Origin of the sequence: Alteribacter aurantiacus DSM 18675 (genome assembly GCF_000429705.1) — a bacterium.
Classification (GTDB): Bacteria; Bacillota; Bacilli; order Bacillales; family Salisediminibacteriaceae; genus Alteribacter; species Alteribacter aurantiacus.
In genome coordinates, this window is record NZ_KE386941.1 from 68,531 (window position 1) to 82,936 (window position 14,406).

A 14,406-nucleotide genomic window follows, 5' to 3' on the forward strand; every position below is an offset into this window, starting at 1 on the left:
ACTGTCGGCGCCTATGTTAGCGAATATCCTTTAGCGCCGCTCCAATACTCGTATCCCCTGATAAAAGTTCGAATGCCTGGTGATTGGTTTCCTCAATTGTCAATGAGTTGACTGCAACAGATGCCACGTCTTCTCGGGGAATGTCACCGTCTTTATCAGAAAGAGACTTAGCTAAACGAATCGTCCCTTTTCCTGGGTCGTCCGTAAGAGGTCCTGGACGAAGAATCGTGTAATTTAGCTTGCTTTTTTCAAGCGCTTCGTCTGCATCACCTTTTGCTTTCATATAGTGGCGGATCGAGTCAGGAGTCTCATCCGGTTTGTCCGCTCCCATTGCGCTTACCATGACGTACCTGACGACACCGTGTTTATCCGCCTCTTCTATGGACTTGATCGCCCCTTCGCGATCAATAACTTCTGTTTGCTCTTTTGATGTATGGCCACCAGAACCTGCAGTGAAAATAACAGAGTCTACACCTTCAAAAGCATGAGAAAAATCCTCTTCCAAATCGGCAAGAACAATTTCGTCAGCTCCGAGATCTTCCATCGTCTCTTTTTGTTCTTCCTTACGAATCATCGCTTTCACTTTATGTTCGGTACTAAGGCCTAGCATTTTTACAATTTGCTTCCCTATTTTCCCATTAGATCCTATAACTAGTACGTTCATGCCGAAACCACTCCTTAAATTTAAGTTTGCACTCTATCAAAATGTTCCCTTCTAAAAAGGGAGCTAAACGTTGAGAACACTAGGATCGATAATTGTCGAAAGATTAATGAAATATGTAAATTCGAAATACATATTGACTTATTATGGCTAATCGTTAATAATTTTAATCGACAACTATTGATGAACACCGACCCGTCGTATAATTAAGGGGATAGGGCCCTTAAGTCTCTACATAGTCACCGTAAATGGCTAGTCTACGAGGGATTGAGTGTGTATCGGACCTGTGAAAAAGGCTCTTGACACCATTCGACTCTCTTCAGACTCCAGGGACAATACTGCCCTTGGAGTCTTTTTTGCGGCAGAAATTTTTTAAAAAGTTAAAATATTCACTCTATTTCGACAAGGTTGTTCATCAATTGGGGTAAAAAAGAGGAGGGGTCAAGATGTTTAAGAAAAAAGTATTAACATCTGCACTAGTGTTAAGTTTAGGGGTTATGGCTGCTTGTGGAGCCGATGAGGAAGAAGGTACGAACGGCGACACAGAAGGAGATTCCGCAGACGGAGCAACGGAAGAGCAAGAGTATGAGGAGCTTGTTATGGGATTCGTTCCATCAACTGACTCTGATCAAATTGCTTCCACGGTTGAGCCTCTTACAGAGCGTCTTTCTGAGGAGCTTGGTATCGATGTAGAAGGTACTGTTATGACAAACTACTCTGCTTTGGTTGAAGCAATGGGTAGTGGACAAGTTCAAATCGGATTTATTCCAGCATTCGGTTACGTTCTTGCAAACGATCGTTATGACATTGAAGTTATTCTAAAATCCATGCGTAATGGTGACAGCTCTTACCGCGCGCAATACTCGGTTCGTGCTGACAGTGGCATTGAGACATTGGCAGATCTAGAAGGTAAAGTTTGGGCGTTTGCTGATTCTGCATCAACAAGCGGATACATCTTCCCAGGAGCACAAACGATCATCGACAACGACCTAGAGTCTTCTGATGATTTGGATAATTTCTTTGGTGACATGGTAGAAACAGGTTCTCACGATAACGCACTTGTAACGGTTCTTGAAGGCGGAGCAGACTTTGCAACAACATTTGAAGATGCTCGTGAAGTAATCGAAGGTGACTATCCTGAAGTATTCGACGAAGAAAACGGTTTGGTTCAACTTGACTTCACAGATCCAATTCCAAACGACACCATTTCGGTTATTCCTAGTCTTTCTGATGATATGGTAGATCGCATTCGTGAAGCTTTCCTTTCTTTTAACGATGACGAAGACATGATTCAAATCATGAATGACGTTTACCGTTGGGACGCGATTGCAGAAGCTGAAGACAGCGAATACGACGTTGTTCGTGAAGCAGCTGAATTCTTTGATATCGGATTAGACTAATCCATTTACTAAAACAAAAGAGGAGAAGATTGCCTTCTCCTCTTTCTTTACGAATTTAAACGGACACTTGGGGGAGTTAGAAATGATCGAATTTAAAGATGTGTCTCTTGTTTATCCCAATGGAACACAAGGACTAAAAAACATTAACTTAAACATTAAACAAGGGGAATTCGTTGTTATTGTCGGCCTTTCAGGCGCCGGTAAGTCTACATTAATTAGAAGTGTAAACCGTATGGTGACACCAACAGGTGGAGAACTTCTAGTAGATAATGAAAACATTCTTCCTTACAAAAATAAGAAACTACGAGAACTGCGTACAAAAGTAGGGATGATCTTTCAAAACTACAATCTCGTAAAACGTTCAACTGTAATGAAGAACGTTATTGCAGGAAGACTTGGTCATACCGGAACGCTAAAAAGTGTTCTTAACCTATACAGCAATGAAGACAAAGCTTTGGCTTACCACAACTTGCAGCGTGTGAATATCAGTGAGAAGGTTCACTCCCGTGCAGATGAGCTGAGTGGTGGACAACAGCAACGAGTAAGTATTGCCCGAGTATTAACGCAACAGCCTAAAGTGATCTTGGCCGATGAGCCGGTTGCGAGTCTTGACCCGCCGACGTCTCACCAGGTGATGACGTATTTAAGAAAAGTAAACAAAGAAGACAACATCACAACAATTGTTAACTTACACTTTATCGATATGGCAATGGAATATGCCGACCGTATTATCGGTATGCGAGCAGGTGAAGTTGTATTTGATGGTCCCGCCAGTACGGTAAACGAAAGCACGTTCGAAGAAATTTACGGACGTAAGATTCGTGAAGAAGACATGGTAGGAGGAGAAGACGATGAAGGGAACGCCTAGTCCGCAACAAGGAACTTTTACTCCTAACAACCCGCCAGGTCTACGTGCCCAGCAGGCCAAATGGAAGCTTACCTTCGTTTTTGCGGTCGTCGTTCTCGTTTATATGTTTACTTCTTGGCAAACCAACTCTAGCTTGATTAATCTATGGAATGGGTTGCCGGACGTCTGGAGAATGGTTGGTGAACTGTTTCCACCGAACTGGGGTTATGCAACTGAAACATGGGGCCGATTAAGCGAAACGATTCAGATGGCAATCATTGCAACTACGGTTGCGGGGATTCTCTGTATTCCAATCAGTTTAATGGCATCGTCTAACATTGCTCCAAACAAATGGATTTATAACATTACAAAGCAAATTATGAACATCCTACGTACCATTCCGGACCTTTTACTTGCGGTTATTTTCGTAGGAATCTTCGGTATCGGAGCTTTCTCTGGAATTATGGCTCTTATTATTTTCTCATTGGGTATCTTGGCTAAGCTCCTTGCAGAAACGATCGAAGCAATTGATAAAAATCCGTTGGAAGCGATTCGTGCTTCTGGGGGGAACACGCTACAAGTTATTGTTTACGGTGTTATGCCGCAAATTTTACCTCAGTACACGTCGTTTACGCTTTACGTATTTGAAATCAACGTACGTGCGTCTCTTGTACTAGGTTTTGTAGGTGCCGGTGGGATCGGTCAACTCCTTCAGCGTTCAATTAGCTTTTTCCAGTATGGACGCGCCATGATGATCATTATTATTATTTTCGTAGCCGTTGTTATCATCGAGTATATCAGCGGTAAGATTAGGGAGGAGATCATGTAATGGCACAACCAGAAACGCTCGTTCTACCTCCAAAGAAAAAACGTTCTACGAAAAAAGTCGTTCGCAACTGGATCATTGCAGTGTTGTTACTTGCTATGTACGTTTGGACGTTCTCAGATATCGGCATTAACTGGTCACAGATTTTTAGTGAACGTACGTTAAACAACATGACTCGTGTCGTACCGCAACTTTTCTCACCTGAGTGGGCAGTAGCTCCGGACGCTATGAGACTTATGGGAGAAACCCTTGCTATGGCCTATACAGGTACGTTAATGGCGGCTCTCTTGGCTGTTCCGTTCGGTTTCTTCGCCGCAAAGAACATGTTCAACAGTCGTTTAATTAATACATCAGCAAAGTGGTCCCTTGATGCGATTCGTGCATTCCCAGAGATCATGCTAGCCCTGATTTTCGTAGCTGCAATCGGTCCGTCACCTTTTGCTGGGGTATTGGCGATTGCGGTTGGATCGATCGGGATGCTTGGTAAATTGTACTCAGAAGTCATTGAGTCAATTGACATGCAAGTGGTGGATTCACTTGAAGCAAATGGTGCGAATAAGATTCAGATTCTCTTTTACGGAATTATTCCACAAGTTATTCCTGAGTTCTTGTCTTACGCCATTTATCGTTATGAAATCGATGTTCGATCTTCCACGATTCTAGGTTTGATCGGTGCCGGTGGTATCGGTATGATGATCCAAATCTCTACGATGAACCGTAACTGGGACGAAGTAGGGATGGCCCTACTCATTATCATCATTGTAGTAACGGTCATTGACTATTTCAGTTCTTATTTAAGAAAGCGAATTGTATAACGGAACTTCCAGGTGCCCTTGTTTTGAGGGCATCTTTTGTTTTGCAAAAAAGGGTGAAATAGGTGGAGCGGCTCTCTTCAGGCCTTGTGTGTAGGCAAAAAGGATACGGACTTTTGACCGCTATGTTTATGTGCGGTTTTTCGTTATACTCTTTTTACCAATTATTCGGTCTGAACGATGAAGGATTCGGGTATAGATAAGGTAGAACATGTCCGTAGCCGAAATGAGTAAAGGAGAGGGAACCGATGAAAAAGGGAGTTATGAAAACAACATTTGGTGTAGGGGTATTTTTGGGAGCCCTTCTCCTCTTTTCCGCTTGTGCAGAAGGGGAAGAAACGGAAGCGGTCGAAGCGGCAAAACCCCTCGTATCGGAAACGGAGGCAGGTGACTTTCTTCTTCGTTTGGTGTCAGATCAACCGATCTATAAAACAGCAGAAGAAGTGAAACTAACTGCTAAGCTCAAGTATATTGGGGAAAAAGAACGGATCACGCTCAACCACAGCCAATCTCCCTTTCACTATCAAATTGAAGAGGTGACTAGAGGGATCGAAGTTCCTTTCGGGAGAGAAAGAATTCAACTCACAACAGAACTGGAACGAGATCACTGGTACGAAGAGTCATTCACAAAACCTGCGATCAGCTTGTTGAGTGAGGACAAGGATTATAAATTCTATAAAAGCTTTGTTGAAAGCGAGGGCTTTCCTCCGGGTGAATATGAAATCGAACTTAATTCTGATTTTGAGGTCCTCACCGATGGGATAGAGGGAGGATACCTCGTTACAACAGGAGTAATCATAACTGTAATTGAAGAGTAATAGGAGCTGCTTCTTGGATGAGGCGGCTTTTTTTGTTGTTGTTAAATGTGATGGTGGGGTGTGGGAGCGGGAGAGCTAAAACCGCTAATTTTAAAATAAGTCAGCCAATCCCACAATTAACTCCGCTAATTTTAAAATAAGTACGCCAATCCCACATTTATCTCCGCTAAACGAAAAATAAGTACGTTATCCGAATCCCGAAAGAGTTCAACAGCCTCTCTCTCCAAACAAATAAAGAAAGCAAAAAAAGAACGGACGTGATATAATCTTAAATTGGTTCGTGTTTTTTGAACCAGCTTGGCGTTACGTTGCCAAGAGGTCGGGCGAGGGGCTACTAGTAAAGGAGAAGATAGAGTGAACCAGAGACTTAATCGCTGGTTTCAGATCGATGAACACAACTCAACAATTAAGAAAGAAATGATGGCGGGAATGGTGGCGTTCTTTACGATTGTATATATCGTAATCGTAAATGCTGCAATTTTATCCGACGCAGGAATTCCTCTTGTAGCAGGGATTATTGCAACGGTTTTTGTATCATTTCTCGGGAGTATGATTATGGGCTTATGGGCGAATGCGCCGATTTTGCTCGTACCAGGCATGGGGATTAATGCCATGTTTGTGTACACATTTGTCCATTCAATGGGGCTGATGTGGCAAGAAGCTCTTGCTGTTGTTGTGTTATCAGGGGTGATCTTTTGTGTAATTGCCTTTACGAAGCTTGCTCCGATTATTACTGAATCCATTCCTACCTCTTTAAAAGAAGCCATTGCTGTCGGGATCGGGATTTTCTTAACCTTTATCGGCCTTCAGCAAGGTGGGTTGGTTATATCCGATGAATCTACTTTTGTGACGCTCGGTAATATTTCCGAGGCAAACGTAATCGTAACCATCGTTACACTATTTGTAGCTGTAACGTTATTTATTAGACAAGTACCAGGCAACTTTTTGATCAGCATTGTATTTGGTACGGTTCTTGCTTATTTCTTAGGCGTTTTAGGAACCGGAGAAGCGACATCCATGTCACTGGCACCATACGGAGAAGTATTTTTTGGATTCTCGTTTTCCAGTTGGATGACAATCGCTTTTATGGCGGCCACGTTTTCTTTGGTTATGGTGATTGTGTTTGAAAATATCGGACTCATTCATGGACATCTCAATATGGTCGGTGCCCCGCACAAATATAAACGAACACTTCAAGCGAACGCCGTTTCCGTGTTGTCTTGCGGCTTTTTAGGTACAAGTCCCACAGTTGCAACGGTTGAAAGTGCAGCAGGGATTGCTGCCGGAGGTCGTACCGGTCTAACGACAATTACAACAGGGTTTTTATTCTTAGGCTCTCTGTTTTTTATTCCATTCATTACAATGATTCCTCCAAGTGCGATTGCACCGGTGCTGATCATTATTGGTGGACTGATGATGCAAAACATACAAAAGATCAACTTGAACGACTTTTCAGAAGGCTTCCCAGCTTTTCTTGTGATCGTTCTGATTCCATTAACCTATAGCATTGCTGACGGCATTGCGTTTGGTTTTGTCGCTTACCCGTTATTGAAATTACTCTTGGGTAAACGTCGAGAATTAAACACGCCGTTGGTGATCATCTCAACGCTGTTTTTCCTAAATTTCGTATTGCAAATTTGGAGCGGCGGATAAAAAAGGTTCCTCTACGCTTTTACGAGAGACCACTGAAAAAGTTGAAGATCAAACTTTCTCAGTGCCTCGTTTTTATAAGCGTAGGGGATTTTTGTGTATAATGAAGCCATCATCCCAAATGATTTAAGGAGGAAATACAGATGGTCAGTCACTCGTTTGGTCCTCTTGTGAAAAGTACGTTCGTAAAAAGACCGAATCGATTTATTTTGATATGCAAGTTGGAAAATGGAGAAGAAGTCACGGTGCACCTTCCGGACCCTGGACGTTTAAAGGAGCTTCTCCTTCCTGGAACAGACGTAATGCTTCGCTATGTGGACGATAAAAACAGGAAAACGAACTGGTCAGCCGTTCTTGTGAGCCGAGGTGATGGGGGGTGGGTAAGTGTGAATTCCCAGCTTCCAAACCTTTTGGCTAAAGATGCAGTGGAAAAAAAGCTGATTGCGGAGTTTGAAGGATGGACCTATCTTCGCTCTGAATTTAAAAAGGGAGGTTCGCGTTGGGATCTGTTGATGGAACACGAAGATGGACGGAAGATGGTCGTGGAAGTCAAAGGCGTATCTCTTGTATATGAAGAAGGAGCAGGAGCGTTTCCCGACGCTGTCACAGCGAGAGGAGCCAAGCATGTAAGAGAACTCGGTCATATAGCACAGGAAGAAGGATGGGAAGCGGCGCTCTTCTTCGTCGCTCAACGAGACGACTTGCGTAGCATCACGCCAGCGCGGCATATTGATCCAAACTTTGCTGACGCCATGGAAGAAGCAAATGCAAAAGGGGTAACGATCATTGGACGAAAGTGTAGCATCACACCAGATCATATAAACATGAACACCGACGATCCCCTGACGATCCTCTTATAAGAAAAACGCCTTGGAAGAGCACTCTTCCAAGGCGTTTTTCTATTTACACTACCTTTTAAGGCATGTCAACAACAAACACGGCATTGTGCGGGGGCAGACCCCTGAACTTTCTGAACTTACTCTTTTGAATGGAGCGAGGGGAATTTTGGCATACTAGGTTTTATATGTGAATGGATAACGATGAGGGGTGTGTGGAATGAACAAGATAAGTACGAAGCGAATGGGGCTTGTGGCTCTGTCGTTCATTATTATGACAATGATCATCCTTACTGGTTGTGCAGCAAACCAAGACCAAGCGAGAGAGCCGAACAGAGATAATATCGGAATTCAAGGCGATACTGAACCGATGTATCCTTCTGCTGGAACGACAGCCCAACCGGCCGGCGGTCCAGAATATGCTGCAAGAGAGGAAATGGAACCAGATTTGCCTTCCGCCTATGCAGGGCAAGCCGATAAAGGAGACGTGTCCCTAGAGAATGTAGGCTTTGGGGAACTGCAAAAGCAATTTCCCGATACGGTTGTTTGGCGAGGGCCAACAAACCAAAAACGAGTGGCTCTGACGTTTGATGATGGTCCGGATCCTCGTTTCACCCCAGCTATTCTTGATGAACTAGACAGTCAGGATGTGAAAGCGACGTTCTTTGTTATGGGAGCAAGAGCGAAGGGCCATCCTGACATTTTAAAGAGGATGCATCGTGAAGGCCATGCGATTGGTAACCACACTTACTGGCATCCGAACTTGGAAGGAGAGTCTGTCGGACAATTGCGATGGGAAATGGATCAAACGAACGATGTTCTTCAAAACCTGCTTGGCATGAGAACCGATTTGTTCCGACCTCCATACGGCATTTTCGGAACGGCTCATACAGAAAGCCTGGCTACCAATAGCGAAACGGCTGTCTTTTGGACGGTTGACACAAGAGACTGGGACGGCCCTTCTTCAGAAGAGATCTTCGAATCCGTGATGGAGGATACAGATAATGGTTCGATTATTCTCATGCACGATGGATCTCACTGGACTGTTGATATGAGCAATACGGTAAACGCCCTCGGTCCGATCATCACAGAATTAAAGAATCAAGGGTACGAATTTGTCACAGTACCTGAATTGTTGAACTTGAACGGGAATTAATATGTCTGATTGATGCCTTTATTGGAGCGTACTCTGTTAAGGGCATTTTTCTTTGAAGTTTGTGTGTCGATGTTCTCTGTCTTCTTTTCCTGCCGGTAATAATGAACCCCCATATTGATAAACGAAAGTCTGATTTGACCATCCGTAGTTTTAAGACAAACGTTCGCCATCATACAGATGAAAGAGAAAATGTCTAAGAATGATGGAGGGACTGCTTTGATTACACGTATAAACAAATTGCAAATTGAACTACCTAAGCCGAAGAACCCTGATGCGAACGCAGCTGCGGCTGTTCAAGAGCTTTTAGGTGGAAAGTTTGGTGAAATGTCCACCCTAAACAACTACATGTTTCAGTCGTTTGCTTTTAGACAAAAGAGGAAGCTAAAACCTTTTTATGATCTGGTTGCTAGTATTACTGCAGAGGAATTTGGTCACGTGGAGCTCGTATCAAACACGATTAATTTGATGATTCATGGAACGACCTTCCCAGGTGATCCGAACATCGCTCCGATGCAAAATGGGAAAGACAAACGAAATTCTTATCATTTTATTGATACGGACCAAACGGCCAAACCATTTGATTCGATGGGTGCAGGATGGAATGGAGCATCGAATGTGTTCTCAAGTGGGAACCTGGTACTGGATCTTCTCCATAACTTTTTCTTGGAGTGTGGTGCAAGAACACACAAGATGCGTGTGTACGAGATGACAGACAACCCAGTTGCCCGAGAAATGATCGGATACTTGCTCGTGCGTGGAGGGGTGCATGTCATGGCCTACGCGAAAGCACTGGAAATTGCCACAGGAGTAGACATGACAAAAATGTTACCAATCCCGAACCTCGACAATGCCAAATTTGAAACGGCGAGGAAGTTTGAAGCGGAAGGGTCGCATCGCAAACTTTATACATTCAGTGCCAATGACTATAAAGATGTGGCGATGATTTGGAAAGGGGATCACCCTCTTCAAGGCGGGCAACTGGAAGTTATTCAAGGAACACCTCCAGGAGGACCGATCCCTGATCTCCCACCAATTCCGGAAACTTTTGCTCCAGGCATTTCTGAAGAAGATTTCAAAGAAATTGCGAAACGACTTCAACGATCGGCCGGTATTTAACCAAAGGTAACATGTGTGGATGGAAAGCGGTGGATTTAAACAGGTTGGTGTGGCCTTTAAACAGATTAGCATTTGATTTAAACAGGTTAACCACTTTCCTCACCTCTCGCGTCCCCACAAACCCGATGAAAGAGCCGAGTTACAACAGACTCGGCTTTTTAATTTTCATAAAAAATACCATAAATAAGCAGTAATGGTACGGATTATGACATATTTATACTTTTTCGGTAAAAAAATTTCGGCAAATTAACAAATTTTTGCTAGAATAGACATATGACTATCAACAGGAGAAATTAGAGGTGAAAATGATGACGGAACGATCTACTAATAGCATACCTAAAAAGTTGCTCACGATCTCCCGTGAAAGCGATTTAAACCCTCTCGACTCGGATGCTTTGATCCTGGATCGATTAAGCGACGCTATTGTTGCCTTCGATTATCATTTTACGGTTACATACGTAAACCAAGCTGCATGCAAACAGCTACGAACAAAAAAAGAAGATATGGTTGGACATAATATATGGGAGACCTTCCCACAAGCAAAAGGGACGAGAGTATACGAGGCGTATCAGCGAGCCATGCATGAACGTGTGCTTGCGGAAGTGGAGTACGAATATTTTCCCCCACTGAATACGTGGTATAACGTACGGGTCTTCCCAACAGAAGACGGAATTACAGCGATCATCCGGGACGTGACGCAAAGGCAAATGGCCATGCTCGCGGTAGAGCAGAGTTATCGCACGTTGTTCCACGAACATCCAGATGCCGTTTGCTCCATTGATTTGGACGGATACTATTTATCTGTGAATCATGCATTTGAGAAACTATTCAATACGAGTGAAAAGCGTCTGGTAGGGAAGCAGTTCAACGCCGTTTTACCTAAAGACACAGCCGAGAAGGCGTATGATCTTTTTTATTTGGCAAAAGAAGGAAAGCCGGTCACACAAGATTTTGATCTGACAAAATTAAAGAAAGAACCGATGTTTGTCCAATGTACCGCTCTACCAATTATTGTTGACTCAGAGATTATTGGAGCCTATGGTATCTTAAAAGATATAACGAGTCAGCGATTAAATACAGATGAACTCAAAAGAATGCACCACATGAATCAACTCATCTTGGAGTCTGTAGAGGACGGTATTTTGGGAATTGATAAGGATTTTAACGTAGTCATGTGGAACGAAGCGGCAGAGGGAATTACCGGATTTTCTCGTGAAGACTTGAATCCGAACATCTTTATCCAATTTCTTTCAACCTTATATGAAGGGGAAATGAAAGAGCTGACCGACTATTTTACAAGTGAAACGAATCTTGTTCGAAAAGAAGTCATTCGGAAAAGTAACGTGACGTTGTACCGTAAAGATGGAACCCCATATCTCGCAGAATTCACGGTCACACCCATGGTTTCGGACGATGCAGTAGTCGGAAGTGTGTTTACCTTCCGAGACATTACCGAGAAAACAAAGTCTGCAGAAATGCTTCACCAGTCGGAAAAACTGTCGGCTGTTGGCCAACTGGCAGCGGGAATTGCTCATGAAATTAGAAATCCTCTTACTTCTTTAAAAGGATTTTTGCAACTGATCGAGATCTATGGGAATGAGAAAAAAGAGTACTTCGATATTATGAAATCGGAGTTTGGGCGAATTGAGCAGATCTTAACAGAGCTTTTAATTTTGTCCAAACCACAAACCTTGTCAAAGGAACGCTCTGAAATGAGCGAGATGCTGACTCACATTAGCACCTTGCTTGAAACACAAGCGATCATCAAAAACATCGGTATTGAGAAGGAGTTCAAAGATACGGACCTTTATGTGGTGTGCGCTCAGCACCAAATTAAACAGGTGTTTGTAAACTTGATTAAAAATGCAATCGAATCAATGGAGTCCGGTTTGATCACCTTAACGTTGGAAAAGGTGGATAACCAAGCGGTCGTAAAAGTGATTGACCAAGGGTGCGGGATCCCAAAAGAGAAGGTTGCAAGGATCGGTGAACCGTTCTATTCCACGAAAGAAACGGGAACGGGACTCGGATTAATGGTCACGTTCAAGATTATTGAAGAGCACGGCGGAACCGTAAAGGTGGACAGTCAAGTAGGTGTTGGAACCACATTTATGATTTCCTTCCCTCTTGCTCAAGATTGACCCGAGCAGCTAAACAAGCTCATGTTTGGCTGCTTTTTTTATGAACGAATGAGTAAACTAAAGGTGGAGAAATGATGTAAATTCGAGGATGGAAGTAAGGAGATGAGGTTTATGAGCGCATTAAGAAAGATCACAGGACTCTTGGTTCTGTTAGCCATACTTACAGTCGCGTGCAATTCAGCCGAAGAAGAAGCTCGGGAATCCTTCGAAAGTTTTGTGGATGCCTTGGACCGAGGAGCAATTAGTGAAGTTGTGGATTACGTGACCGATGACTTTGTTGAATCGGAATTCGGCGTACCGAAAGAGGCATTTGAAGAAGAGGGGGATTTAATTGATGAACAAATGGGAGAGCTTTTGTCCATGTTCGATTACCAAATCATATCCTTCGAAGTGAGCAGTGAAACGGATGAAGAGATTGTAGCTGCTTATGAAATCTCCATTACTGAAGAAGAGACCGGTGACGAACAAACAGAAGGTGGCACCGTTACATTCATTAACACGGACAGCGACTGGCTCATCGACCAAATGGAAGAGTAGCCCAAGCCGTCACAAAAGAAGGAGTCGTAAGGAAACCTCACCCTTACGACTTCTTCTTTTATTTCCGAATATACTCAGGCTCCTGACTCACAGCCTTCAACTTGCCCTGGGGTCAGACCCCAGGGCCGTCAACTTAAGGATAGAGTGTCGCAAATCAGTTGAATAAAGGTGTAGCCAAAATGTTCTTCACTTTCCGCGGCGGTGCCGGCGAGCCTCCTCGGGCAAAGCCCTTGCGGGGTCTCTCCTGGCTCCCACGGCCGCAGGAGTCTGCGAACATTCCGGCTACACCTGATCACATGTCCAAGTTCATATCATTTGTGATTGAAATCAGTGAGATGAAGTGCATAAAAGAATTACGTGAAAGTGCAGAAGAGTTCTTTCAAACAAGTACATCACCAATTAAGGAAATAACCTATTCCATCAATACACAGCAGTCATTCGGAGTCAATGTAGGAAGTGCAAAAAGAAGAATCGCGAGACACCTTTTCAAGTGTTAAAGAACGAAATGAAGGAGGAAGAAAAGCTGATACTCTTAAAGGTTTAAATAAGCTGTTCGTTATATAGAAATCATCTTTTATTAAAGTAGAAAATGGAGTGAAAGGTGGCGACTCCAGCGACGAGCGTTTACATCACGAGTATGCTACGAGTTGCTTCGACGCAGATGCTTCGGAGCATATGCTTGTAGAGGAAGAAGCAGGAAGCTCATCAGCCCAAGACCCCGCAGGGCGCCCTTTCCCGAGGAGGCTAAGGCGATGCCCGCGGAAAGCGTCCACCTGTAACGGAATTTATCCTTGTTTAAAAAAATCTTCCGAAAGGAAGCTTCTTTGTCATTTGAAAAAATGAGAGTGAATGATCAAAAAGATAAAAAGCCGCCAATTTTGCTTAACTTGACGGCTATGGGGTCTGACCCCGCACAATTTTGTGGGAAATTGTGGTATGAATTGGTGTTGGGGGAGTTACAATGGAGAAGAGCGAGTTGGCGATGTTTTCTTATTGATTGCCTCTTCCTTCTGCTCTATGATTAGACTAATCAAAAAAACAAGGTGATGAAGATGATAAAAAAGGTTATGATCCTGTGTATTCTTTTAGGAACCCTTGGCTATTTCGGTTACAATCTCGCGATGGATTACGCATCGGATCGTGTAGCTGATCAAATACGCAACGAGGTTTTGACTGACGATGTAGCCGAACAACTGAAAAATAACCCGGAGCTTCAAGCTCTGGCTGAAAAATATAGTAGTAGAGATCTAACGAAAGAAGAGAAACAAGCGTTACCGTTCACCACAGCCGAAGAGGCAGCACGTGTGTTGATGACGAAGTTCTCTTTGGGAGAATTGTATTCGATCGCTTCTAAAGCGTCAGGTGGGATGACACAGGAAGAGCAAGCAGAGCTTGAAACGAAACTGAGAAGCCGTCTTACTGATGAAGAATTGGAAGCGATGATGGTGATCGGGCTCGATGAGATCCAGCGGAAGTTTTAGCGGAATAGGTAATTTAATTGAAGAGGGTTGTAATCAAAGAGGCTATGTCGGGGTTGTGCCCCTGATATAGTCTTTTTCGTACTTACGGAATTTGCGATGATAGCTTCTTTGGTAGCCTGAGCGAA

General features: G+C 43.5%; 14 protein-coding genes and 1 riboswitch. Of the genes, 13 read left to right on the plus strand and 1 reads right to left on the minus strand.

Annotated features, from left to right (window positions below; all coding sequences use genetic code 11):
- Positions 1-16 precede the first annotated feature (16 nt).
- Positions 17-664 (minus strand): SDR family oxidoreductase, encoded by a 648-nt coding sequence (locus G476_RS0103470; RefSeq protein ID WP_026688845.1) that lies wholly within the window; start codon positions 662-664, stop codon positions 17-19.
- A 175-nt stretch (positions 665-839) separates the two neighbouring features.
- Positions 840-941: riboswitch (purine riboswitch) on the plus strand.
- 166 nt (positions 942-1,107) lie between these two features.
- On the opposite strand from G476_RS0103470, the gene G476_RS0103475 reads away from it, so the two are divergent.
- From G476_RS0103475 to G476_RS0103545, 13 genes are all read left to right on the plus strand, one after another.
- Positions 1,108-2,061 (plus strand): phosphate/phosphite/phosphonate ABC transporter substrate-binding protein, encoded by a 954-nt coding sequence (locus tag G476_RS0103475; protein WP_026688846.1) that lies wholly within the window; start codon positions 1,108-1,110, stop codon positions 2,059-2,061.
- Between the two features lie 82 nt (positions 2,062-2,143).
- Positions 2,144-2,929, plus strand: a complete 786-nt coding sequence (gene phnC, locus G476_RS0103480; RefSeq protein ID WP_026688847.1) for a phosphonate ABC transporter ATP-binding protein — start codon at positions 2,144-2,146, stop codon at positions 2,927-2,929.
- The gene (gene phnE / locus G476_RS0103485; RefSeq protein WP_026688848.1) at positions 2,913-3,737 is read left to right on the plus strand and encodes a phosphonate ABC transporter, permease protein PhnE; all 825 of its coding nucleotides are present in this window, start codon (positions 2,913-2,915) and stop codon (positions 3,735-3,737) included. The genes phnC and phnE (G476_RS0103485) overlap by 17 nt, the downstream gene beginning before the upstream one ends.
- Positions 3,737-4,549, plus strand: coding sequence for a phosphonate ABC transporter, permease protein PhnE (gene phnE, locus G476_RS0103490; RefSeq protein WP_026688849.1), 813 nt, complete (start codon positions 3,737-3,739; stop codon positions 4,547-4,549). Before phnE (G476_RS0103485) ends, phnE (G476_RS0103490) begins: the two co-directional genes overlap by 1 nt.
- Before the next feature lie 245 nt (positions 4,550-4,794).
- Positions 4,795-5,364 carry a hypothetical protein gene (locus G476_RS0103495; RefSeq protein ID WP_026688850.1) on the plus strand — a complete coding sequence of 190 codons (570 nt, stop codon included), beginning with the start codon at positions 4,795-4,797 and terminating at the stop codon, positions 5,362-5,364.
- 354 nt (positions 5,365-5,718) lie between these two features.
- Positions 5,719-7,017 (plus strand): NCS2 family permease, encoded by a 1,299-nt coding sequence (locus G476_RS0103500; RefSeq protein ID WP_035186070.1) that lies wholly within the window; start codon positions 5,719-5,721, stop codon positions 7,015-7,017.
- Between the two features lie 140 nt (positions 7,018-7,157).
- Positions 7,158-7,874, plus strand: a complete 717-nt coding sequence (gene sfsA, locus G476_RS0103510) for a DNA/RNA nuclease SfsA (RefSeq protein WP_026688852.1) — start codon at positions 7,158-7,160, stop codon at positions 7,872-7,874.
- 196 nt (positions 7,875-8,070) lie between these two features.
- On the plus strand, positions 8,071-9,006 hold the full coding sequence (locus G476_RS21185; protein WP_051314635.1) for a polysaccharide deacetylase family protein: 936 nt from the start codon (positions 8,071-8,073) through the stop codon (positions 9,004-9,006).
- Positions 9,007-9,222: 216 nt separating this feature from the next.
- Positions 9,223-10,122: a manganese catalase family protein gene (locus G476_RS0103520; RefSeq protein ID WP_026688853.1), complete on the plus strand. Its 900-nt coding sequence runs from the start codon at positions 9,223-9,225 to the stop codon at positions 10,120-10,122.
- A 305-nt stretch (positions 10,123-10,427) separates the two neighbouring features.
- Complete coding sequence (locus G476_RS22780) at positions 10,428-12,263, plus strand: PAS domain-containing sensor histidine kinase (RefSeq protein WP_245579666.1); 1,836 nt, start codon at positions 10,428-10,430, stop codon at positions 12,261-12,263.
- A gap of 111 nt (positions 12,264-12,374) precedes the next feature.
- A complete protein-coding gene (locus tag G476_RS0103530; protein ID WP_026688854.1) occupies positions 12,375-12,800 on the plus strand; it encodes a hypothetical protein in 426 nt (141 codons plus the stop codon).
- A gap of 179 nt (positions 12,801-12,979) precedes the next feature.
- Positions 12,980-13,297 carry a hypothetical protein gene (locus G476_RS0103535; protein WP_026688855.1) on the plus strand — a complete coding sequence of 106 codons (318 nt, stop codon included), beginning with the start codon at positions 12,980-12,982 and terminating at the stop codon, positions 13,295-13,297.
- Positions 13,298-13,852: 555 nt separating this feature from the next.
- The gene (locus tag G476_RS0103545) at positions 13,853-14,281 is read left to right on the plus strand and encodes a hypothetical protein (protein ID WP_026688857.1); all 429 of its coding nucleotides are present in this window, start codon (positions 13,853-13,855) and stop codon (positions 14,279-14,281) included.
- Positions 14,282-14,406: the final 125 nt, after the last annotated feature.